The organism is Serratia nevei, from assembly GCF_037948395.1.
GTDB classification, from domain to species: Bacteria; Pseudomonadota; Gammaproteobacteria; order Enterobacterales; family Enterobacteriaceae; genus Serratia; species Serratia nevei.
Genome location: NZ_CP149940.1, coordinates 347,315 through 369,796, shown reverse-complemented (window position 1 = coordinate 369,796; position 22,482 = coordinate 347,315). Strand labels below are relative to the sequence as shown.

18 protein-coding genes and 3 tRNA genes are annotated in these 22,482 nt (G+C 60.8%); 4 read left to right on the top strand and 17 right to left on the bottom strand.

What is annotated here, in order from left to right:
* Positions 1–36: 36 nt before the first annotated feature.
* The 12 genes from nsrR to nnr all read right to left on the bottom strand — a co-directional run bounded on the left by nsrR (position 37) and on the right by nnr (position 13,125).
* Complete coding sequence (nsrR, locus tag V8N38_RS01670; protein ID WP_015376391.1) at positions 37–462, bottom strand: nitric oxide-sensing transcriptional repressor NsrR; 426 nt, start codon at positions 460–462, stop codon at positions 37–39.
* A gap of 233 nt (positions 463–695) precedes the next feature.
* Positions 696–1,994, bottom strand: coding sequence for an adenylosuccinate synthase (locus V8N38_RS01665; RefSeq protein WP_033648701.1), 1,299 nt, complete (start codon positions 1,992–1,994; stop codon positions 696–698).
* 98 nt (positions 1,995–2,092) lie between these two features.
* Complete coding sequence (locus tag V8N38_RS01660; RefSeq protein WP_004933666.1) at positions 2,093–2,293, bottom strand: DUF2065 domain-containing protein; 201 nt, start codon at positions 2,291–2,293, stop codon at positions 2,093–2,095.
* A 63-nt stretch (positions 2,294–2,356) separates the two neighbouring features.
* The gene (hflC, locus tag V8N38_RS01655) at positions 2,357–3,361 is read right to left on the bottom strand and encodes a protease modulator HflC (RefSeq protein WP_004933669.1); all 1,005 of its coding nucleotides are present in this window, start codon (positions 3,359–3,361) and stop codon (positions 2,357–2,359) included.
* Positions 3,362–3,364: 3 nt separating this feature from the next.
* A complete protein-coding gene (hflK, locus tag V8N38_RS01650; protein WP_038879209.1) occupies positions 3,365–4,615 on the bottom strand; it encodes an FtsH protease activity modulator HflK in 1,251 nt (416 codons plus the stop codon).
* A 68-nt stretch (positions 4,616–4,683) separates the two neighbouring features.
* Positions 4,684–5,964, bottom strand: coding sequence for a ribosome rescue GTPase HflX (gene hflX, locus V8N38_RS01645; protein ID WP_004933675.1), 1,281 nt, complete (start codon positions 5,962–5,964; stop codon positions 4,684–4,686).
* A gap of 98 nt (positions 5,965–6,062) precedes the next feature.
* Entirely contained in the window at positions 6,063–6,371 is a 309-nt protein-coding gene (gene hfq / locus V8N38_RS01640) for an RNA chaperone Hfq (RefSeq protein ID WP_004933678.1), read from the bottom strand.
* A 114-nt stretch (positions 6,372–6,485) separates the two neighbouring features.
* Complete coding sequence (gene miaA, locus V8N38_RS01635) at positions 6,486–7,427, bottom strand: tRNA (adenosine(37)-N6)-dimethylallyltransferase MiaA (RefSeq protein ID WP_147839665.1); 942 nt, start codon at positions 7,425–7,427, stop codon at positions 6,486–6,488.
* Positions 7,420–9,303, bottom strand: coding sequence for a DNA mismatch repair endonuclease MutL (gene mutL, locus V8N38_RS01630; protein ID WP_147839664.1), 1,884 nt, complete (start codon positions 9,301–9,303; stop codon positions 7,420–7,422). The genes miaA and mutL overlap by 8 nt, the downstream gene beginning before the upstream one ends.
* Positions 9,304–9,325: 22 nt before the next feature.
* Positions 9,326–11,122 (bottom strand): N-acetylmuramoyl-L-alanine amidase AmiB, encoded by a 1,797-nt coding sequence (gene amiB, locus V8N38_RS01625; protein WP_147839663.1) that lies wholly within the window; start codon positions 11,120–11,122, stop codon positions 9,326–9,328.
* A gap of 7 nt (positions 11,123–11,129) precedes the next feature.
* Complete coding sequence (tsaE, locus tag V8N38_RS01620; protein ID WP_038879220.1) at positions 11,130–11,600, bottom strand: tRNA (adenosine(37)-N6)-threonylcarbamoyltransferase complex ATPase subunit type 1 TsaE; 471 nt, start codon at positions 11,598–11,600, stop codon at positions 11,130–11,132.
* Between the two features lie 10 nt (positions 11,601–11,610).
* On the bottom strand, positions 11,611–13,125 hold the full coding sequence (nnr, locus tag V8N38_RS01615) for a bifunctional ADP-dependent NAD(P)H-hydrate dehydratase/NAD(P)H-hydrate epimerase (RefSeq protein WP_084826949.1): 1,515 nt from the start codon (positions 13,123–13,125) through the stop codon (positions 11,611–11,613).
* Between nnr and queG the strand changes: the two genes are divergently transcribed.
* Positions 13,124–14,263 (top strand): tRNA epoxyqueuosine(34) reductase QueG, encoded by a 1,140-nt coding sequence (gene queG / locus V8N38_RS01610; protein WP_060421876.1) that lies wholly within the window; start codon positions 13,124–13,126, stop codon positions 14,261–14,263. The two genes, nnr and queG, sit on opposite strands and share 2 nt — an antisense overlap.
* 311 nt (positions 14,264–14,574) lie before the next feature.
* Here queG and V8N38_RS01605 read toward each other — a convergent pair.
* The 4 genes from V8N38_RS01605 to orn all read right to left on the bottom strand — a co-directional run bounded on the left by V8N38_RS01605 (position 14,575) and on the right by orn (position 15,660).
* Positions 14,575–14,650, bottom strand: a tRNA-Gly gene (locus tag V8N38_RS01605).
* Between the two features lie 54 nt (positions 14,651–14,704).
* Positions 14,705–14,780: transfer RNA gene (locus tag V8N38_RS01600), tRNA-Gly, on the bottom strand.
* Positions 14,781–14,846: 66 nt separating this feature from the next.
* A tRNA-Gly gene (locus V8N38_RS01595) sits at positions 14,847–14,922 on the bottom strand.
* A gap of 192 nt (positions 14,923–15,114) precedes the next feature.
* Entirely contained in the window at positions 15,115–15,660 is a 546-nt protein-coding gene (gene orn / locus V8N38_RS01590; RefSeq protein ID WP_033636776.1) for an oligoribonuclease, read from the bottom strand.
* 245 nt (positions 15,661–15,905) lie between these two features.
* Between orn and rsgA the strand changes: the two genes are divergently transcribed.
* The 3 genes from rsgA (at position 15,906) to mscM (ending at position 21,286) form a co-directional block, all read left to right on the top strand.
* The gene (gene rsgA, locus V8N38_RS01585; RefSeq protein WP_004929686.1) at positions 15,906–16,955 is read left to right on the top strand and encodes a small ribosomal subunit biogenesis GTPase RsgA; all 1,050 of its coding nucleotides are present in this window, start codon (positions 15,906–15,908) and stop codon (positions 16,953–16,955) included.
* A 76-nt stretch (positions 16,956–17,031) separates the two neighbouring features.
* Positions 17,032–17,925, top strand: a complete 894-nt coding sequence (gene asd / locus V8N38_RS01580; RefSeq protein WP_060440899.1) for an archaetidylserine decarboxylase — start codon at positions 17,032–17,034, stop codon at positions 17,923–17,925.
* 13 nt (positions 17,926–17,938) lie between these two features.
* Positions 17,939–21,286 (top strand): miniconductance mechanosensitive channel MscM, encoded by a 3,348-nt coding sequence (gene mscM / locus V8N38_RS01575; RefSeq protein ID WP_060421868.1) that lies wholly within the window; start codon positions 17,939–17,941, stop codon positions 21,284–21,286.
* Between the two features lie 68 nt (positions 21,287–21,354).
* On the opposite strand, the gene epmA is transcribed toward mscM, so the two are convergent.
* Positions 21,355–22,332, bottom strand: a complete 978-nt coding sequence (gene epmA, locus V8N38_RS01570) for an elongation factor P--(R)-beta-lysine ligase (RefSeq protein ID WP_004929681.1) — start codon at positions 22,330–22,332, stop codon at positions 21,355–21,357.
* Positions 22,333–22,482: the final 150 nt, after the last annotated feature.

The window sequence follows — 22,482 nt, the reverse complement described above, 5'->3', positions numbered from 1 at the left end:
CAGGATGACGTTGAGCCTTGTCTTCTCAACGTCGTTTTATTCGACAAGCAATAGCTTGTAGAGCGGCGGATTGTCTTCGACCATATCGGCCAACGTATGCTTATCCAGCTCTTCAAGGAAATTCTGTACGCCCTGTTGGAGCACCTGCTTCAGTCGGCAGGCAGGGGTGATGTGGCAAAACTCGCTGCTGCAGTTAACCAGCGCAAGCGGCTCCAGCGCCCGCACCACGTCGCCGAGGCGAATGCTCTCGGCCGGTTTGCCCAAACGGATGCCGCCATGCTTGCCGCGCACCGCCGTGACAAAACCGACCCGGCTCAACTGATTGATGATCTTCACCATATGGTTGCGAGACACGCCGTAAACCTCGGTCACTTCCGAGATACTGGTCATCTTGTCCTGCGGCAACGAGGCCATGTAGATCAACGCCCGCAGGCCATAATCAGTAAAACTTGTTAACTGCACATCTTACCTCTGGGTATCGTTTTACCCGTCTGATACGCCGCTTTTCGGCGCTATTCAAAAGATTACTCATTGGATAATAAACCAGCCGGAGAGTTCGTCGCTAATTATTTAGCGAATCCCGCGCCCTAAGGCGGGTTTATGAAAGGATTTTTTGACGTGAAACCGCAATCGGAGGGAGTCAGGATAAAAACAAACCGGGACGCGCCCGGTTTGTTTACTGCCGCAAAGCCTGATTATGCGTCGAACGGGTCGCGCAGGATCATGGTTTCGCTGCGATCCGGGCCGGTAGAGATGATGTCTACCGGTACGCCGGTCACTTCTTCGATGCGCTTGATGTAGTTCAGCGCAGCCTGAGGCAGCTTGCTATGCTCTTTCACGCCAAAGGTGGTTTCGCTCCAGCCCGGCATGGTTTCGTAGATAGGCTCAATGCCTTCCCAACCTTCAGCCGCCAGCGGAGTAGTGTCCACTTCGCGGCCGTCCGGCATGCGGTAGCCCACGCAGATCTTCACTTCTTTCAGGCCGTCCAGGACGTCCAATTTGGTCAGGCAGAAGCCGGACAGGGAGTTGATCTGCACGGCACGACGCACCGCTACCGCGTCCAGCCAGCCGGTACGACGACGGCGGCCGGTAGTGGCGCCGAACTCGTTACCCTGCTTGCACAGGTACTCGCCGGTTTCATCGAACAGTTCGGTTGGGAACGGGCCTGCACCCACGCGAGTGGAGTAGGCTTTCACGATGCCCAGCACGTAGTCCACATAACGCGGGCCGATGCCGGAACCGGTAGCCACGCCGCCGGCAGTGGTGTTGGAAGAGGTGACATACGGGTAAGTACCGTGGTCGATATCCAGCAGGGTGCCCTGAGCGCCTTCGAACATGATCAGGTCGCCACGCTTGCGCGCGCCGTCCAGCAGTTCGGAAACGTCAACCACCATGGCGGTCAGGATGTCGGCGATAGACAGCACGTAGTCCAGCGTCGCCTGATAATCGACGGCTTCAACTTTGTAGTAGTTGACCAGCTGGAAGTTGTGGTAATCGACGATCTCTTTGAGCTTAACGGCGAAGGTTTCTTTGTTGAACAGGTCGCTGACGCGCAGGCCGCGACGAGCCACTTTATCTTCGTAAGCCGGGCCGATGCCGCGACCGGTGGTACCGATCGCTTTCGCGCCGCGCGCTTTCTCACGCGCGTTGTCCAACGCGACGTGGTAAGGCAGGATCAGCGGGCAAGCTTCAGAGAGTAACAGACGTTCGCGTACCGGGATGCCACGCGCTTCGAGTTCACCCATTTCTTTCATCAATGCGTCCGGCGCCAGAACAACACCGTTGCCGATGATGCTGGTGACGTTTTCACGCAGAATACCTGAAGGAATTAAATGAAGGACGGTTTTTTCACCGTTGATTACCAGAGTGTGGCCAGCGTTATGGCCACCTTGGTAGCGCACAACATATTGAGCCCGTTCAGTCAGCAGGTCTACAACCTTGCCTTTACCTTCGTCACCCCATTGGGTGCCCAGTACGACGACGTTCTTACCCATTTTTCAAAATCACCGATTGCTTAAAAATGGATTCTACCACCGTAATTTTCGATTTTCAGCACTTTTAGCATACGATTGCATAAATTTTGGGCTAGACTTTAAAGACCCGTGCGGCCGCTCAACATGTAGTAGATCACGCAGCCCGCAACCACTATTCCGCCGCCAAATCGCCGCAGCGTCGCGTCCGGCAGTTGCGACATCGCCACAATCATTTTGCGCCAGGCCTGCGGAAACAGCATCGGCCCTAATCCTTCCAGCACCAGAACCAGCCCGAGCGCCAGCCAAATCGTTGAGTTCATGCATCCCCCAAAAACGAGAAAGGGCCCGCGTAAACGGGCCCTCGATCAGATTGCCTGCCGCGCTTACTTGCGCAGGGTATCAGGCGACTTCATGTAGCGGAAGAAATCGCTGTCCGGGCTCAGTACCAGCACGTCCTGGTTGTCCTTGAAGCTGGCTTCATAGGCACGCAGGCTGCGGATAAAGGCATAGAAGTCCGGATCCTGGCTGAACGCGTTGGCGAACAGCTTGGCCGCTTCTGCATCGCCTTCACCGCGGGTGATACGCGCCTGACGCTCGGCTTCCGCCAGGGTACGGGTCACTTCGTAGTCCGCGCTGGCGCGCAGCTTCTCGGCTTCTTCCTGGCCCTGCGAGCGCAGACGACGGGCTACCGCTTCACGCTCGGCGCGCATACGCTGGTAGATGGCGTCGGACACTTCCGCCGGCAGGTTGATCTGCTTGATACGCACGTCGATCACTTCGATGCCCAGCGCCGCCATGCTGTTCGGGTTCACCTGCGGCTGTTTGCCGGTGGTTTCCCGCTCAACGCGCGCCGCCGCAGAGGCGATAGCGTCATCGGCTTCGGTGGTCGCCACTTCTTCGCCGTCACCCACGGTGCCGGTGTTCAGCGCGTCACGCACGTCGGACATCAGCTTGCCGCGCGAGTCGGTCACGATGTCTTTCACGTCCAGGCGGCCGATTTCGGAACGCAGACGGTCGCTGAACTTACGCTTCAGCAGCACTTCGGCCTGGGAGACGTCGCCGCCGCCGGTCGCCAGATAGTAACGGCTGAAGTCGCTGATGCGCCACTTCAGATAGGAGTCGACGATCAGGTCTTTCTTCTCGCTGGTCACGAAACGATCGGCCTGGTTATCCATGGTCTGGATACGCGCATCCAGGTTCTTCACGGTCTCGATGAACGGGATCTTGAGGTGCAGACCCGGCGCATACACCAGCGGCTTGTTTTCGCCGTCGCGCAGAACCTTGCCGAAGCGCAGCACGATGCCGCGCTGGCCTTCCTGCACCACGAACAGCGAAGCGTACAGCACCACCAGCACCGCGAGGACAATAACTACAAAAGACTTACGCATTGATTACTCTCTCCCTACGCGAGTGGTGTCGTCACGCTGCGCATTCGCCCGGCGCTGATCCATAATCGAACCGCCGCTGGTACGCGGAGTGCTGCTGTTGGCAGCCGGCGCAGGATTCGGATTGAGGCGAATCAGGCTGGTATCCTTGTTGCCGCTCTCCGGCGCCGCGCCTTGACCGCGCAGCATCTGATCCAGCGGCAGCACCATCAGGTTGTTGCCTTTGTCGCTCACCAACACCTTACGGGTATGGCCCAGCACTTTTTCCATGGTTTCGATATACAGACGCTCGCGGGTGATCTGTGGAGCGGACTTGTATTCCGGCAACAGTTTGGCAAAGCGCGCCACCTCACCCTGCGCTTCCAGGATGGTACGGTCTTTATAAGCCTTGGAATCTTCCAGCAGACGCTGCGCCTGGCCGTTCGCACGCGGCTGAACTTCGTTGGCGTAAGCTTCCGCTTCACGGATGTATTGCTGCTCGTTCTCACGCGCGGCGATCGCATCGTCGAACGACGCCTTCACCTCTTCCGGCGGACGCGCCGCCTGGAAGTTGACGTCCAGCAGCGTGATGCCCATGTTGTAAGGACGAATGGTCTCTTCCAGCATGCGCTGCGTATCGTTACGCACCACGGTACGGCCTTCGGTCAGGATGCGGTCCATCGAGTATTTGCCGATCACGCCGCGCAGGGCGCTGTCGGTCGCCTGGCTCAGGCTGTCGTCGGCATTGACGACGCTGAACAGGTACGCTTCCGGGTTGGTCACGCGGTACTGCACGTTCATTTCCACGCGCACCACGTTTTCATCGGAGGTCAGCATCACGCCGGACGCCGCCAGCTCGCGCACGGATTCCACGTTCACCGGACGCACGTCGTCGATGAAGGTCGGCTTCCAGTTCAGACCCGGCTGCACCAGGTGGCTGAACTTGCCGAAACGCGTCACGACGCCGCGCTCAGCTTCCTTGATGGTGTAGAAGCCGCTGGCGGCCCAGATCACCACCACGGCCACCGCCGCGATACCGATAATGCGGCCGCTGAAGCCCGGACCAGAGGTGCCGGTGCCGCCGCTATTGCTGTTGGAGCCTTTGCCCCCGCCAAAACCGCTCAATTTCTTGCTCAGTTTACGGAAGATATCGTCCAAATCAGGTGGCCCTTGATCACGACCGCCTTTGTTGTTACCGCCAGAGTTGCCGCCATTGTTATTGCTGCTCCCCCACGGGTCGCGGTCCTGTCCGTTATTACCGGGCTGATTCCACGCCATGTTTTAGCTCCATATTCTGTGATTGGGTACTTCAGGCTTTCGCGAAGCATAAATGTAACAGGATATGATCATACGATAAAGTCAATCAGGTCCTGTTCTTGCTTGCAGAGACGACGCCATTCGACGATCGGCATTCGCACCACCACGCCAATGCTGCCGTCCTCTTCGTTCCACTCTTTTTCAATCGCCTGAAGCTGGTAAAAACGGCTGCGAAGACGGCCTGCCCGTGGCGGTAAGCGCAATTCGTAATGCGCGATCTCCCCCGATAAGCGCTCCGTCAACGCCTGATACAGCAACGGAATACCCTCTCCGCTGGCGGCGGACAGCCACACCCGGATCGGCAGGTTTTCGTCGTTGCGGTCGATACGCGGCACAAAATCGTCCAGCATATCTATTTTGTTCATCACTAACAGTGTAGGGATTTCATCCGAGTCTATCTCCGCCAGCACGGTGTTCACCGCTTCGATGTTCTCATCGACGCGCGGATCTGCGGCATCGATGACGTGCAGCAGCAGAGATGCCTGGCGCGTTTCCTGCAGCGTCGCCTTGAAGGCGGCCACCAGATCGTGCGGCAGGTGCCGGATAAAGCCTACGGTATCCGCCAACACGGTATCCCCCACGTCCGGCACGTCAATGCGCCGCAACGTAGGATCCAGGGTGGCAAATAGCTGGTCCGCCGCATACACCTCGGCAGACGTTATTCGGTTAAACAGGGTGGATTTGCCGGCGTTGGTGTAGCCCACCAGCGATACGGTCGGCACATCGGCGCGGGTCCGCGCGCGTCGGCCTTGTTCACGCTGCTTTTCTACCCGCTCCAGGCGGCGCAGAATCAAGCTGATGCGATCGCGTAACAGGCGACGGTCGGTCTCAAGCTGGGTTTCCCCCGGCCCGCGCAGGCCAATCCCCCCTTTTTGCCGCTCCAGGTGCGTCCAGCCGCGTACCAGACGCGTGGCGATGTGACGCAACTGCGCCAGCTCCACCTGCAGCTTACCTTCATGGGTGCGGGCACGCTGGGCGAAGATGTCTAAAATCAGCCCGGTGCGATCGATCACCCGGCATTCGCACAGGCGCTCGAGGTTTCTTTCCTGCGCCGGGGAAAGGGAATGATCAAACAGGACAACAGACGCGCCGCTGGCTTTCACCGCATCTGCAATTTCTTCGGCCTTTCCTTCGCCGACAAAGTACTTCGGATGCGGGGCTTTGCGGCTACCAGTCACCACTTGCAAAGCTTCGACACCGGCTGAGGAAACCAACGATTCGAACTCGTTGAGGTCTTCCGTATCTTTGTCTTGCGAGAAATAGATATGAACCAGTACGGCCTGCTCACCGGCTTCATAACGGTCAAACAAGCGTGCAACCTCTCAAACGGACACTCACCGTGAGTTTGGGGGACATAAACAGCCCGCGGCTGCTTATGCTCCCCGTCATGGTTGACTTGCAACGCGCTTTATTCAGCGTCATCGCTTTCCTGCTGCGGCTGTTGCTGCGCAGACGGATTGTTGCCATGGTGATAGTTGCTTGAACCGCCGCTCGGGTTGTTGCTGTGATGCGAAACCGGACGTGACGGGACAACGGTAGAGATAGCGTGCTTGTACACCATCTGGCTAACCGTGTTCTTCAACAGGATGACAAACTGGTCAAAAGACTCAATCTGGCCTTGCAGCTTAATACCATTCACCAAATAAATAGAAACCGGAACACGTTCACGACGCAATGCGTTCAGGAACGGATCTTGCAAAGATTGCCCCTTAGCCATTCTATCTTTTCCTTATTTGCTTGTTGTTTGTAACTAAGAACCTGTCGGCTCTAAAATAAACGACGTAAAAAATTTGCGCGCTGAATACTCAGCAATTGTACACAATCACCCAACCTATGCACTAACAACCTGTGTCACCGAGTCCAAAGCCTCTCCCGGCTTTTCACTGTCCAACCAATGGACCGACTCCCAACCCCGTAACCAGGTCATCTGGCGTTTAGCCAACTGACGTGTTGCGCAAATACCACGATAAACCATCTCATCGTAACTAATTTCACCAGACAAGTATGACCACATCTGGCGGTAACCGACACAGCGAATGGAGGGCAAGTCCGTATGCAAATCACCCCGTGCGAAAAGTGCACGCGCTTCCGTCTCAAAACCCGCCGCCAACATTTGATGGTACCGCAGCTCGATGCGTTGATGGATCAACTCACGGCTGGTCGGCGCTATCGCAAATTGGTGAACTTGATACGGTAACGATTCACCCGAAATTTTAGTCAGTTCCGTTAAAGTTTTACCCGAAATAAAAAAAACTTCCAGTGCTCTGGACAGTCTCTGCGGATCATTCGGATGAATTCTCAATGCCGCGACCGGATCGATCGCCCGTAACTGACGGTGCAACGCTTCCCAACCCTGCTCCGCCGCTTGCCGTTCGATGCGCTCGCGCACCGCGGGATCGGCAGACGGCAGCGGCGACAATCCTTCCAACAACGCCTTGAAATACAACATGGTGCCGCCGACCAGCAGCGGAATGCGCCCGGCGGCGGTGATGTCGGCCATCTCCTTCAGCGCGTCGGCGCGAAACTCCGCGGCCGAGTAAGCTTCGGCGGGATCGCGAATATCGATCAGCCGATGCGGCGCCTGCGCCAATTCTTCAGCGCTCGGCTTGGCGGTGCCGATATCCATGCCGCGATAAATCAGCGCGGAATCGACGCTGATCAGTTCCACCGGCAGGCGTTCGCGCAGCGCGATCGCCAGCGCGGTCTTGCCCGAGGCGGTCGGCCCCATGATGAAAATAGCCGGGGGACGTGGTGTCATTTCAGTTTCAGTCATGCTTGAGGGCCGCCAGTGCGGCCTGTAAATCAACGGGTTGTAAAAGTCCGCTCGGTGGCGATTTGACCAGCTGCGGGCAAAGTCGTTCAACGTCGGTCAGCAATTGTATCGCTTGAGAGGTGTTCCACTGTTCATGTTCGCTGCCAAGGCGGCGAGCGAGCCAGGTGGCCAGCACCGCGGGCGACATCTCCTGATGTTCGGCCAGATAGCCTAACAGTTCGGGTATCAGTTTTTGTAAATTTTGTTGGCGTAATGGTAAAGGCACTGCGCGCAGCGTCACACGGCCGTGATCCGCCTGCAGATCCAGCCCCATCATCGTCAGCAGCGCCTGATGCCGCGCGATGGCCGCCACTTCGCGCTTGTCCAACGTCAGCTTGACTGGGATCAGCAGCGGCTGCGGCCGCAGCCCTTCCGTCGGCGGGTTGAGCTGCGCCTGGCGCAGCCAGCGCTCGGCCACCGTCAGATTGAGCAACGCCGGCTGCTGGCGCTGTTCAATCAACGCGTAGCACGGCGGGTGGATCATCAGCACCCGGCCAAAACTGTGCTGGCCGCTCGCCAACGGCGTTTCCGCTGCGGCTTTCGCCGACGGGAACAGCGGCGGCTTGCTCGAAACTTCCGGCGCCGCATCGGCCTGCGGCTCGGCGGCGGGCTGCATCAGTTTACCGTACAGCTCGCCTTCGCGTTTCTGGTAACCGCCCGCCGTTTGCCAACCCGTCTGCGGTGCACGCTCGCGGGCGACGCCGGCCGGTGGCGGCGTTTCGCGACGCGGCGCAGGCTGAGAAAAATGGTTGCCGCCGGCGGCGACGCGGTTTTCCGGCTGCCAGACCGGCGCAGGCGCTTCGTCAGGCGTTTCCGCCAGCGGCAGCGGCGGCGTCTGACCGGCCTGCTGCAGCACGGTGGTTACCGCCTGGTAGATAAAATCGTGCACCAGCCGCGCCTGATGGAAACGCACTTCGTGCTTGGCGGGATGAACGTTGACGTCCACCTGGTGCGGATCGACCTCCAGATACAGCACGTAAGCGGGCTGCTGATCGTCTTTCAGCTGATCCTGATAGGCCTGACGAATGGCGTGGTTGATCAAGCGATCGCGCATCATGCGGCAGTTGACGTAGCAGTACTGCATTTCACCCAGCTGGCGCGCCCCGGCCGGATCCGCCACCCAACCGCGGATGCTCAGATCGCCGTGCTGCCAGTCGATGTTCAGCGCATGCTGCAAAAATGCCGGGCCGCAGATGCTGCCCAAACGGCGCTCGTGCTGGCTCTCTTCTTTCGCCGCCCGGTATTGACGGATCAGTTTGCCGTTGTGGCTGAGGTTGATCGCCACATCGAAACGCGCCAGCGCGATGCGCCGCACCACTTCGTCGATATGGCCGAATTCGGTTTTCTCGGTGCGCATGAACTTGCGGCGCGCCGGGGTGTTGTAAAACAGATCCAGCACTTCCAGCGTGCTGCCGACCGGGTGCGCGGCGGGTTTGACCGTCACCGCCTGCTCGCGCCCTTCGGCATAGGCTTGCCACGCCTCGCTCTGCTCGGCGGTGCGCGACGTCAGGGTCAAACGGGAAACCGAACTGATACTGGCCAGGGCTTCGCCGCGAAAACCGAGGCTGACGATCGCCTCCAGGTCGTCGAGCGTGCTGATTTTACTGGTGGCGTGCCGCGCCAGCGCCAGTGCCAGATCGTCCTTGCCAATGCCGCAGCCGTTGTCGCGAATGCGGATAAGCTTGGCGCCGCCGCGTTCAATGTCGATATCGATGCGCGTCGCGCCGGCGTCCAGGCTATTTTCCACCAGCTCCTTGACGACCGACGCGGGGCGTTCAACCACCTCTCCGGCGGCGATCTGGTTGGCGAGCTGTGGCGGTAACACCTGGATAGGCATGCTGACTCCTGTAGCGATGGCGCTAGGCCTGCGGAATGGTCAGCGTCCGATCCAGCGGCGCGACGTCCGACTTCAGATTATTGACCCGTTTCAGATCGCCGACGCTGACCCCATAGCGAGAAGCGATGGAGGAGAGCGTATCCCCGCGGGCCACTTTATGTTTAGACGGCTTCTTGGCCGGCGTTCTCGCCTTGGCGACGGTGGTGACGGCGGCGGTTTTCCCCGCCGGCACCTTCAGGCGTTGCCCGACCCACACGCCGTCTTTTTTCAGTTTGTTCAGATCCCGCAGCGCCGCCATGGTGGTGCCGTAGCTGTCGGCGATGCCGGACAGCGTTTCCGCCCGCTTCACCACGTGGATCTGGGTCTTGCCGCTTACGCTGCGGCTCGCGCCGGCCGAGCTAACGATAGGCTCAGGCTGGCGCACGTCTGGTGTTGAGGTGTTAACCGCCGCTGCGACGTCCAGCGGTCGGTTTTCCACCTTTGGGTCGGCTTGCAGCGGATGCGCCAGGAAGTAGCTGCGCAGGCCGTTATGAATGGCCTTGGCAATCTTCTCCTGATACGCGCTACTGCCCAGCAGCCGCTCCTCCGTGCTATTACTGATAAATCCGGTTTCCACCAGCAGCGAGGGAATATCCGGTGAGCGCAGCACGCCCAGGCTGGCATGTTCCGGCCGGCGTTTGTGCAGCGATCCGACGCTCTGCAGCTGCTGCAGCACTTTCACCGCCACGTCATACCCGACGCGCTGCGAGTGGCCGAACTGCAGATCCAGCACCGCCTGGCTCAGGTAAGGGTCTGCCTGGCTGTTGGCCAGCAGATCGCCGGCGCCGCCGAGCAGTTCGGATTGTTTCTCATGCTGTTCGAGCCAGCCGGCCATTTCGCTGTTGGCGCGGCGATTGGACAGCACCCAAACGGAGGCCCCGCTGGCGCTGCGGTTTGGCGCTGCGTCGGCGTGGATGGAGACCAGCACGTTGGCGCCCTGTTTGCGCGCAACGTCGGAGCGCCCCATCACCGAGATGAAGTAGTCGCCGGTACGCGTCAGCACCGGTTTGAACTGCGGATCGGCGTCCAGCATCGCCTGCAGGCGGCGCGCAATGGCGATGGTGACATTCTTTTCTTTCAGCCCGCTCGGGCCAATGGCGCCCGGATCCTGGCCGCCGTGGCCAGCGTCGATCGCCACCACCACCCGATCGCCGGAACCGGCGGAAACGCGGCTGCTGCGCGGCGTGACTTCGGTGGCGGTGCCTGCGACGACGGTCTGTTTATTGGTAAAGGGATTCGATCCCGTCGGCGCTTTGCGCAGCGGCGGCTCCGGCGCTTCACGCACCGCGACCGGCGCCTGACGCGGCGGTGGGTTGACCGCAACCGGCGCAGGCGTTTGCACCGGTGCCTTGCGCGCCACCGTATTGGCACTGCCTTCGGCCGTAATGGTGAACACCACGGTATGCACGCTGCCGTTCTGGCGGGTGGAGACGCGGGTTTTGGCGCGCTGGGTCAGATCAAACACCAGGCGCACGCTCTGAGCGTCTTTCGGCGCGCTGGAGCGAATGCTTTTCACCAGGTTTTGGCCGCTGAAATTGAGCGGCAGGCCGCCGACCTTGCCCTTCTGGTTAACGTCCAGCACCACGCGATCCGGGCCGTGCAGCGGGAAAAACGCGTAGTCCGGCGGGCCATTGAAGCTCACCGACACCGTCGCTTCACGCTGGGCGTTGGACACTTTGATATCGGACAGCGAAGACGCCGCCAGCGCGTTCAGCGCGCCGAGTGGCCCCAGCACGGCGATCAGCATGATGACCGCAAATTTTTTCAACACGTGCGTCATTGCGGCATCATCCCTGTGATCCATGAATGCGGTCTAACAGCTGGCTGCCGTAAGTGGAAATCGCCTCGATCTTCGCCTCTCGCCCCTCGCCCTGATAGCAAAGATGCAGCGCCAGATCCGGCTCCGGCAGCACGCCGGTGCCCTGTTGCGGCCATTCGACCAGGCAGATGGCGTCTTGCGCGAAGTAATCGCGAATGCCCATGAATTCAAGCTCTTCAGGATCGGCCAGGCGATACAGATCGAAGTGATACACCGCCAGCGGCTGCAAGGCATAGGGTTCCACCAGCGTGTAGGTCGGGCTTTTGACGTTGCCCTGATGCCCTAACGCCTGCAGGAAACCACGGCTGAAGGTGGTTTTACCGGCGCCTAGGTCGCCGTAGAGATAGATGACGCTGGCGCGATCGCAGGCCTTGGCCAAAGTGGTGCCCAAAGCGACAGTCGCTGCCTCGTCCGGCAGAGGTAAAACGAGTTCTTTCATTCGATAAAGTCTATTTTGCCCACTCAGGGTTAACGAAATGAAGGATGTCCGGCAGTAAATCGGTCGCCAACATGCCTCTTGTTCCTTGTCTTTCCGCTACGCGATCGCCGGCCGCGCCGTGTACGACGCAGCCCGCACAGGCGGCATCATACAGCGGGAGCTTTTGCGCCAGCAAACCGCCGATGATACCCGACAGCACATCGCCCATGCCGCCGGAGGCCATGCCGGCGTTGCCGACGTCGGCGATCGCCATCTGCCCCTGCTCATCGGCAATCAGCGTGCCGGCGCCTTTCAGCACCGCCACGCCGCCGTAGCGCGCCGTCAGCTTGCGCACGGCAAGTAAGCGATCACTCTCGATGTCGGCAGTGCTGCAGCTCAACAGCCGCGCCGCCTCTCCAGGATGCGGAGTCATCACGCGATTCTGCCGTTTCTCGGGATTTAATGCCAGCAAGTTCAGCGCATCGGCGTCCCACAAGGCCGGTTTATCGCTGGTTTGCAGCACGTTCAAGGCGTTTTTGCCCCATTCAGCCTGGCCCAGCCCCGGGCCAATCACCAGCACATCCGCCCATTGCATCGCCTGCCGCAGCGTCGCCTCGTCCAGCGCCTGCGCCATCAACTCCGGCCGGGCCGCCAGCAGCGGTGCGACGTGTTCAATGTGAGTAAGCACTCGCACCAATCCCGCCCCGCTGCGCAGCGCCGCTTCCGCCGCCATGCGAATGGCGCCGCCGAATCCGCGGTCGCCGCCCACCAACAGCAGGCGGCCATGCTCGCCCTTATGGGCGCAGGGGCGGCGCGGATGCAGCCAGCGCGGCAACGCCTCGGCGGTAAGCCGCTGAATCTGTTCCGGTTGCTTCGCCAGCCAACCCGATAAGCCTAGCGCATTCTGATGAAGTTGCCCGACCCAGTCACGCGCCTGGCCGGTCAGCAATCCCGGTTTGAGGCCGATGAACGTGACGGTGTGCGCGGCACGCACGACCGCGCCCGGCACCGCGCCGCTTTCCGCCAGCAGGCCGGACGGGATATCGAGCGCGACCACCGGCGCCGAATGGCGGTTGACGGCCTCGATCAGCGCGTCGTAAGGCGCACGCGGCGCGCTGCCAAGGCCAGTGCCTAACAGGCCGTCGATAATGAGAGAGACAGACGCCGGCCAGCGGCTGTTCGCCGGCAGAATATCACCGCCGGCGGCCAGCCAGGCCTGACGGGCCGCTGCGGCTTCCGGCGGCAAAGGCCGTGCGCCTTCGCAGGCGATCAGCGTCACCTGCAGGCCCGCCGCCTTCGCCAGGCGCGCCACCACATAGCCGTCGCCGCCGTTGTTGCCGTGGCCGCACAGCACCAGCCAGTGGTCGCGGGAGGGGTACGCGTTGCGCGCCAATGCGTAGGCCGCCTGACCGGCGCGCTGCATCAAATCGTAAAGAGAAATACCGAGCGAGGCCGCCGCCGCGGGTTCCGAGCGACGGATCCAATCCGCAGGCCAGACAGAGTGTGGTAAACTGTCAGCGTATGCTTTTTCACTGTGGCCCGTCATGACGCACCCCCTCGATCTCCATCAACTCGCCCAACATATCAAGCAATGGGGGCAATCGCTAGGATTCCAACAGGTTGGCATCTGCGATACCGACCTGAGCCTCGAAGAGCCGAAGCTGCAGGCCTGGCTCGACAAGCAGTACCACGGCGAGATGGAATGGATGGCGCGCCACGGCATGCTGCGCGCGCGCCCTCACGAACTGTTGCCGGGCACGCTGCGGGTGATCAGCGTACGCATGAACTACCTGCCGGCCAAGGCGGCGTTTGCCAGCACCTTGCAAAATCCGCAGCTGGGTTACGTCAGCCGCTACGCGCTGGGGCGCGACTATCACAAACTGTTGCGCCAGCGCCTGAAAAAGCTGGGCGATCAGATCCAGGCCTACTGCGGCGAGTTGAATTTCCGCCCCTTTGTCGATTCCGCGCCGGTGATGGAACGCGCGCTGGCCGCCAAGGCGGGCATCGGCTGGGTTGGTAAACACTCACTAATTCTCAACCGCGAAGCCGGGTCGTGGTTTTTCCTCGGCGAGCTGCTGATCGACCTGCCGCTGCCGGTGGATAAGCCGCAGGAAGAGCAGTGCGGCCGCTGCGTCGCCTGCATCACCACCTGCCCGACCGGCGCCATCGTCGCCCCCTATACCGTAGACGCCCGGCGCTGCATCTCCTACCTGACCATCGAGTTGGAAGGCGCGATCCCGGAGGAATTCCGGCCGCTGCTCGGCAACCGCATCTACGGCTGCGACGACTGCCAGCTGATCTGCCCGTGGAACCGCTTTTCGCAGCTCACCGACGAAGACGATTTCAGCCCACGCGCCGCGCTGCATGCACCGCAGCTGATCGATCTGTTCAACTGGACGGAAGAAAAATTTCTGCGCATCACCGAAGGCTCAGCAATACGCCGCATCGGCCACCTGCGCTGGCTGCGCAATATCGCCGTGGCGCTGGGCAATGCGCCCTACGAGGACGGCATTGTGCTCGCGCTGCGCACGCGCCTGGGCCAGGACGCCATGCTGGACGAACATATCCACTGGGCGCTGGCGCAGCAGCTTGCCCGCCGCGAGGCGCAGGGCATCGAGGTGCAGACGGCGCAGAAAAAACGGCTGATACGGGCTGTGGAAAAAGGTTTGCCAAGGGACGCCTGACGGCGTGCGCCGCGCGGCTATTTCACCGGATGTCTCACTCTGTGGATTTGTGCATAAAAATAAAAACACGTTGTCTTTCAACTGCAACAAAAAGAGCAAGTGATCGGCATAACGTTTTGGGATAAATAAATAAACTTATAAATCAAATAGATAAATATTTAATTTGTATGACGTTGATTTTTCAGGCAGGCGGGTTTATGTACAGAGGCTGTGGATAACTCTGTTTACAACATTTTTACCAGGCGTGTAAAACGGGACAAAAACCCGCGCCGGATAAGGCGTTGGATTTGAATTTGAAACGAAGAGAAAATTGGAGCGGGAAACGAGACTCGAACTCGCGACCCCGACCTTGGCAAGGTCGTGCTCTACCAACTGAGCTATTCCCGCATTGAGATGCTTTTGGCATCCGGTCACCAAACACTGGCGTGACCTTTGAATTTTTGGAGCGGGAAACGAGGCTCGAACTCGCGACCTCAACCTTGGCAAGGTTGCGCTCTACCAACTGAGCTATTCCCGCGTCGCATAGGTACTGCTTGATACTGCTTTATTTATTCATCATGCCGCATCGCGACATTGTTGAATTTGGAGCGGGAAACGAGACTCGAACTCGCGACCCCGACCTTGGCAAGGTCGTGCTCTACCAACTGAGCTATTCCCGCCCGGCGTATCGATGGTGGAACGTTACGAAATTCTTCATCGGTACGGGGTGCGCATTATACGAGAAATCCTTTTTGTCGCAAGCCCCTGAAAGCAAAAAAACGCGATTTTTGTTTGATTGCCGATTAAAGCGCCAGATTGGCGAATTAAGCGGCTAAAAACGGCGTTTTTTCCCCGCAGGGGCCGCCATCGCCTTAAAGCTGAATGAAATGTTCGCGGTAATAAGCCAGCTCGGCCACCGATTCGCGGATGTCGTCCAGCGCCTGATGGGTGCCCTGCTTCTTAAAGCCGGCGAGAATTTCCGGCTTCCAACGGCGCGCCAGTTCCTTCAACGTGCTGACGTCCAGATAGCGATAATGGAAGTAGGCCTCCAGCTCCGGCATGTAGCGGAACAGGAAACGGCGGTCCTGGCCCACGCTGTTGCCGCAGATCGGCGATTTGCCGGCCGGCACCCACTGCTGCAGAAAGGCTATCGTTTCCAGCTCGGCGGCGCGATCGTCCTGGCGGCTGGCTTTCACCCGCTCCACCAGCCCGCTGCCGGTATGGGTGCGCACGTTCCACTCGTCCATCAAGGCCAGCTGCTCGTCGGATTGGTGCACGGCGATCACCGGCCCTTCCGCCAGGATGTTCAGGTTGGCGTCGGTGACCAGCGTGGCGATCTCGATAATGCGGTCACGCTCGGGATCCAGCCCGGTCATCTCCAAATCGATCCAAATCAGGTTATTTTCGTTTCCTGTCATGATGTTTCCTGCCTAAAAGCCGAGAGAAAAACGCTGTGCGGACGAGACGACGGGCGCCGCCGGTGGCGACGCGCCGCAGCCGGCGGCTAACAACGGTTATTTAATATAAAATAGCGTGTATCATAGTCTTTTTGGTCGCCCTGGGCGACATATACCCTGACGGGTTCAAGGCTGCGCTCGGGGCAAGTCCCCCGCCGCAGCTGTGCGTATACGTAAAGGTATAAAACCGATTCAAGTGAGGCGCAGTGAGTAAGAACAAACTGTCCAAAGGCCAGCAACGCCGCGTGCAGGCGAACCATCAGCGCCGTCTGAAGCGCGCTGATAACAAACCGGAACCGGATGATTCCCAGCTGGGCGAGCCGCAGGAAGGCGTCGTTATCAGCCGTTTCGGCATGCACGCCGACGTTGAGGCGCCGGATGGCACTCAGCACCGCTGCAACATCCGCCGCACGCTGCGTTCGCTGGTCACCGGCGATCGCGTGGTGTGGCGCCCCGGCCTGGGCACCCATGAAGGGGTAAAAGGCATCGTGGAAGCGGTGCACGAGCGCACCTCGGTGCTGACGCGCCCGGACTTCTACGACGGCGTGAAGCCGATCGCCGCCAATATCAATCAGATCGTCATCGTGTCGGCGATCCTGCCCGAGCTGTCGCTGAACATCATCGACCGTTATCTGGTGGCCTGCGAAACGCTCGAAGTCGAGCCGCTGATCGTGCTCAACAAAATTGACCTGCTGGACGCCGAAGCGCGCAAGCTGGTCGACGGCATGATGGATATCTATCGCAAGATTGGCTACCGGGTGTTGGAAGTTTCCAGCCAGACGCGGGAAGGCATGGCGGAATTCGAACAGGCGCTGGCGGGGCGCATCAGCATCTTCGCCGGCCAGTCGGGGGTCGGCAAGTCCAGCCTGCTGAATGCGCTGCTGCCGCCGTCCGAAGAGCAAATTCTGGTAAATCAGGTTTCCGACGTTTCGGGCCTCGGGCAACATACCACCACCGCCGCGCGGCTGTACCATTTCCAGCACGGCGGCGACGTGATCGACTCCCCGGGGGTGCGCGAGTTTGGCCTGTGGCATCTGGAGCCGGAACAAATCACCCGCGGATTTGTCGAATTCCGTGATTATTTAGGCGGTTGCAAATTCCGCGACTGCCGCCACGATACCGATCCCGGCTGCGCCATCCGCGCGGCGATGGAGAAAGGCGATATCGCGGAAGAGCGTTTCGACAACTATCACCGCATTCTGGAAAGCATGGCGCAGGTGAAGGTTCGCAAGAACTTCACGGACGCCGCAGACTGACACTGACGGGCGGGCATTGACGACGGCGGAGCCCTCGTTACAATGCGCGCCCTTTACCCTGATTCACGAGGTTAACGTGCTGGATAGCATCAAGATTAAATTGCAATATTGGTTGCCGAAGCTGGCGCTGACCCGCCTGGCAGGCTGGGGCGCCGACAAACGGGCCGGCTGGCTGACCCAACTGGTGGTCAAGGCCTTCGCCCGCTTCTACCGCGTAGACATGCAGGAAGCGCAAAATCCGGACCTGGCGTCTTACGCCACCTTCAACGACTTCTTCGTGCGCCCGCTGCGCGACGGCGCGCGCCCGATCGTCGCCGACGCCAACTGGCTGGCGCTGCCTGCCGATGGCGCCATCAGCCAGCTCGGCCCGATCCGCGACGATCAAATCTTCCAGGCCAAAGGCCACCACTACAGCCTGGAAGCGCTGCTGGCCGGCAACTACCTGCTGGCCGAGCCGTTCCGCAACGGCCTGTTCGCCACCACCTATCTGGCGCCGCGCGACTACCACCGCGTGCACATGCCGTGCGCCGGCGTGCTGCGCGAGATGATCTATGTGCCGGGCGATCTGTTCTCGGTCAACCCGCTCACCGCCGCCAACGTGCCTAACCTGTTCGCGCGCAACGAGCGCGTGATCTGCGTGTTCGACACCGACATCGGGCCAATGGTGCAAATCCTGGTCGGCGCCACCATCGTCGGCAGCATCGAGACCGTCTGGGCCGGCACCGTCACGCCGCCGCGCGAAGGCATCATCAAACGCTGGACCTACCCGGCCGCCGGTGAAGAAGGCGCCATCGCGCTGGAAAAAGGCGCCGAGATGGGCCGCTTCAAACTCGGCTCCACGGTGATCAACCTGTTTACCGCAGGCAGCGTGCAGTTCGCGCCGCAGCTGCATAACGGCACCGTCACCCGCATGGGTGAGGCCTTCGCCGAGATCCCGGCCGCCGCTGAAACACCACAGACCCCGCTCTAAAGGAATCGACGCCGTGCGCCTGATCATCACGCTTTTGCTCGGTTGCCTGCTGTGGCAACCGGCGCTGGCCGCCCCCGTGCCGACCGAGAACCAGCTCAAACAGGAGCTGAAGCAGGCGGAAAGCAGCAAAAACGCGCCAAATCAGGCGGAGACCACCGAGGCGCTGCAAAGCGCCCTCAACTGGCTGACGGAGCGTAAAGAGTCGCAGACTCGCTCTGAACAGTATCAGAAGGTGATCGACGATTTCCCGAAGATGACGCAGGAACTGCGCCGTCAGCTGGTGCTGGAAAGCAACAAGATCCTGCCGAACGGCGACGATCTGCCGGCCGCCGAGCTGGAACAGCAGATCCTGCAAACCAGCAGCCTGCTGCTGGAACAGGCGCGCCTGCTGCAACAAGAGCAGGATCGCACGCGGGAAATCAGCGATTCCCTCGGCCAGCTGCCGCAGCAGCAGACCGACGCCCGCCGCGCGCTGACCGAAGTGCAGCGCCGTCTGCAGGCGCAGCCCGCCAACCCGACCACCCCGTACGCGCAGGCCGCCCTGGCCCTGCTGCAGACCGAAGCCGCGGCGCGCAAAGCCAAAGTGGACGAGCTGGAGCTGGCGCAGCTGTCGGCCAACAACCGTCAGGAGCTGGCGCGCATGCGCGCCGAGGTCTATAAAAAGCGCCACGAGAAAATAGACGTTCAGCTGCAGGCGCTGCGCAACAACCTCAACGCCCAGCGCCAACGCGAAGCGGAACTGGCGCTGGAAAAAACCGAGCAGCTGGCCGAGCAGAACGGCGACTTGCCAAAAAGCATCAGCCAACAGCTGCAGATCAACCGCGAACTGTCCGCCGCGCTGAACAGCCAGGCGCAGCGCATGGATCTGATTTCGTCGCAGCAGCGGCAGGCGGCGGCGCAGACGCTGCAGGTGCGCCAGGCGCTGAGTACTATCATCGAACAGGCCCAGTGGCTCGGCTCGTCGTCGGCGCTGGGGGAAACCCTGCGCGCCCAGGTGGCGACGCTGCCGGAGATGCCCAAGCCGCAACAGCTGGACGGCGACATGGCCCAGCTGCGCGTGCAGCGCCTGCAGTTTGAAAACCAGCTGGAAAAACTGTCGCAACGCGAATTCAAACGCGACGACGGCAGCGCGCTGACCAACCAGGAGCAGCGCATCGTCGATGCCCAGCTGCGCACCCAGCGCGAGCTGCTGAACTCGCTGCTGTCCGGTTGCGACACCCAAATCCTCGAGCTGACCAAGCTGAAGGTGGCCAACACCCAGCTGATCGAAGCGTTGAACGAAATTCGCGACGCCACCCACCGCTATCTGTTCTGGGTGCCGGACGTCAATCCGATCAACTTCTCTTATCCGCTCAACGTGGCGCACGATCTGACGCGCGTCCTGTCGCTGGACACGCTGTCGCAGCTCGGCGGCGCTTTCATGATGATGGTGACCAGCCGCGAAACGCTGATCCCGATCTTCGGCGCCCTGCTGCTGGTGATTTTCAGCATCAGTTCGCGCAAGCACTATCACGCCTTCCTCGAGCGCGCCAGCAGCCGCGTCGGCAAGGTGACGCAGGACGAATTCTTCCTGACGGTGCGCACCGTGTTCTGGTCGATTCTGGTGGCGATGCCGCTGCCGGTGCTGTGGGCCGCGCTCGGCTACGGCCTGCAGAGCGCCTGGAACTACCCGGTGGCGGAAGCGATCGGCAAGGGGGTGACCGCCACGCTGCCGATCCTGTGGATCTGCATGATCTGCGCCGCTTTCGCCCATCCGCAGGGGCTGTTCATCGTGCACTTCCGCTGGCCGGCGAAGCAGGTTTCGCGCGCCATGCGTTACTATAAGATGTCGATCTGGCTGATCGTGCCGCTGATCATGGCGTTGATCACCTTCGATAGCCTGAAAGAGCGCGAGTTCGCCAACACCCTGGGGCGGCTGTGCTTCATCCTGCTGTGTCTGGCGCTGGCGCTGGTCACCCACAGCCTGAAGCGCGCCGGCATCCCTCTCTATCTGGATAAAAACGGCTCCGGCGACAACATGCTCAACAGTGCCTTCTGGGGGCTGCTGCTGTCGGCGCCGCTGCTGGCGGCGCTGGCCTCGACCGTCGGTTACCTCACCACCGCGCAGGCGCTGTTGGCGCGCCTGGAAACCTCGGTGGCGATCTGGTTCCTGCTGCTGGTTGTCTACCACATCATCCGCCGCTGGATGCTGATCCAGCGGCGGCGCATCGCCTTCGATCGCGCCAAACAGCGCCGTGCCGACATCCTGGCCCAGCGCGCCCGCGGCGAAGACGAAACTTCGCACACCCCGAACAGCACCGAAGGATCCATCGATCCGGACGATTCGGACTTCGATCTGGACACCATCAGCGCTCAGTCGCTGCGGCTGGTGCGTTCGATCCTGACGCTGATCGCGCTGGTGTCGGTGATCGTGCTGTGGTCGGAGATCCACTCCGCGTTCGCCTTCCTGGAAAACATCTCGCTGTGGGATGTGACCTCGACGGTGAACGGCGTGGAGACCGCCCATCCGATCACCCTCGGCGCGGTCCTGATTGCCATTCTGGTGTTGATCATCACCATGCAGCTGGTGCGCAACCTGCCGGCACTGCTGGAGCTGGCGGTGCTGCAGCACCTGGATCTGACGCCGGGCACCGGCTACGCCATCACCACCATCACCAAGTACCTGCTGCTGGTGTTCGGCGCGGTGCTCAGCTTCGCCTGGATCGGCATCGAGTGGTCGAAACTGCAGTGGGTGGTTACCGCACTCAGCCTGGGGTTGGGCTTCGGCATGCAGGAGATCTTCTCCAACTTCATCTCCGGCCTGATCATCCTGTTCGAGAAACCGATCCGCATCGGCGACACCGTGACGATCCGCAACCTGACCGGCACCGTCACCAAGATCAACACCCGCGCCACCACCATTTCGGATTGGGACCGCAAAGAGATCATCGTGCCGAACAAAGCCTTCATCACCGAACAGTTCGTCAACTGGTCGCTGTCGGATAACCTGACCCGTGTGGTGCTGACCGTGCCGGCACCGGGCGAAGCCAACAGCGAAGAGGTGACCAAGATCCTGATGAACGCCGCCGAACGCTGCTCGCTGGTGCTGGATAACCCGGCGCCGGAGGTTTACCTGGTCGATCTGCAGCAAGGTATCCAGATCTTCGAGATGCGTATTTACGCCGCCGAGATGGGCCACCGCATGCCGCTGCGCCACGAGATCCACCAGCTGATCCTGGCGGGCTACCGCGAGCACGGCATCACGCTGCCGTACCCGCCGTTCCAGGTGCGCACCGAGACGCTGTCGCGGCTGACCAACAACGGCCGTACGCCGCCGTCTACGCCGGCGCCGAACACCAAGCGCGACGCCGGGGGCCTGTAAGCGGTTCTCGCGATAAAAAAAGGGCCGGCAAATGCCGGCCCTTTTTGCTTTTCTTACCGCCTGAAACGTCAGGCGATCCCGACCGGGAAGGCCAATACGTCGCTCAGGCTCTCGGCGCCCAGCGCCAGCATCACCAGGCGATCCACGCCCAGCGCCACGCCGGAACACTCCGGCATGCCGTGCTGCAACGCCGCCAGCAGGTTATAGTCGATCGGCTGCTGCGGCAGGCCGCGCTCCGCGCGCTTACGGTTGTCCTGCTCGAAGCGCTGCTGCTGTTCACGGCCGTCGGTCAGCTCGCGGAAACCGTTCGCCAGCTCGATGCCCTTGAAGTACACCTCAAAACGCTCCGCCACGCGATGGTCCTCGGTGCTGATCTCCGCCAACGCCGCCTGGCTGGCCGGGAAGTGGTAAACGAACGCCGGCTTTTCACGGCCGATATGCGGCTCCACGCCCACGGTGAACAGCAGCTGCAGCAGCGTATCGCGATCTTCTTCGGTATCGGCGATGTTGCTCAAGTCGAGTTTGGCCGCCGCTTCGCGCAGCTGCGCCTTCTCCGCCGACAGCGGATCGATGTCCAGATGGCGCAGGAAGGCCTGCTGATAAGACAGGGTCTCCGCGCTCTCGCAGTCCAGCACCTGTTGCAGCAGATCGTCCACTTCGTTCATCAGGCGGTACATGTCGTAGTGCGGACGGTACCACTCCAGCATGGTGAATTCCGGGTTGTGATGCCGCCCGGCTTCTTCATTGCGGAAGCTGCGCCCCATTTGGTAGATCGGGCCGCTGCCCGCCGCCAGCAGGCGCTTCATGTGATATTCCGGGCTGGTCATCATGTATAGCGTCAGGCCCTCTGCCGCCCCCGGCCCGACGAAACGCGTCTCGAACGGGAACAGGTGAACGTCGGTGACCGTCGCCTGGCTCATGGTGGGCGTCTCAACTTCCAGCACGCCACGATCGGCGAAGAAACGCCGGATCTCAGCCAGAATCGCTGCGCGTTTCAACAAATTGGCGATGGGTGCACTAGGCTGCCAGCTTGCCGTTTCGCTCATGGTAATTAACTCCGAAATCAAACAGGGGATGCAGTCTACTCGCATCCTTGCAGCCAAACAAATTCTTCACGATACACAACCGGCCATAACGCCAATTTCCGATAAATAGGCGGCAAAAGCGCGTTAAAAAGGGTAAAGCACGCCGAACAC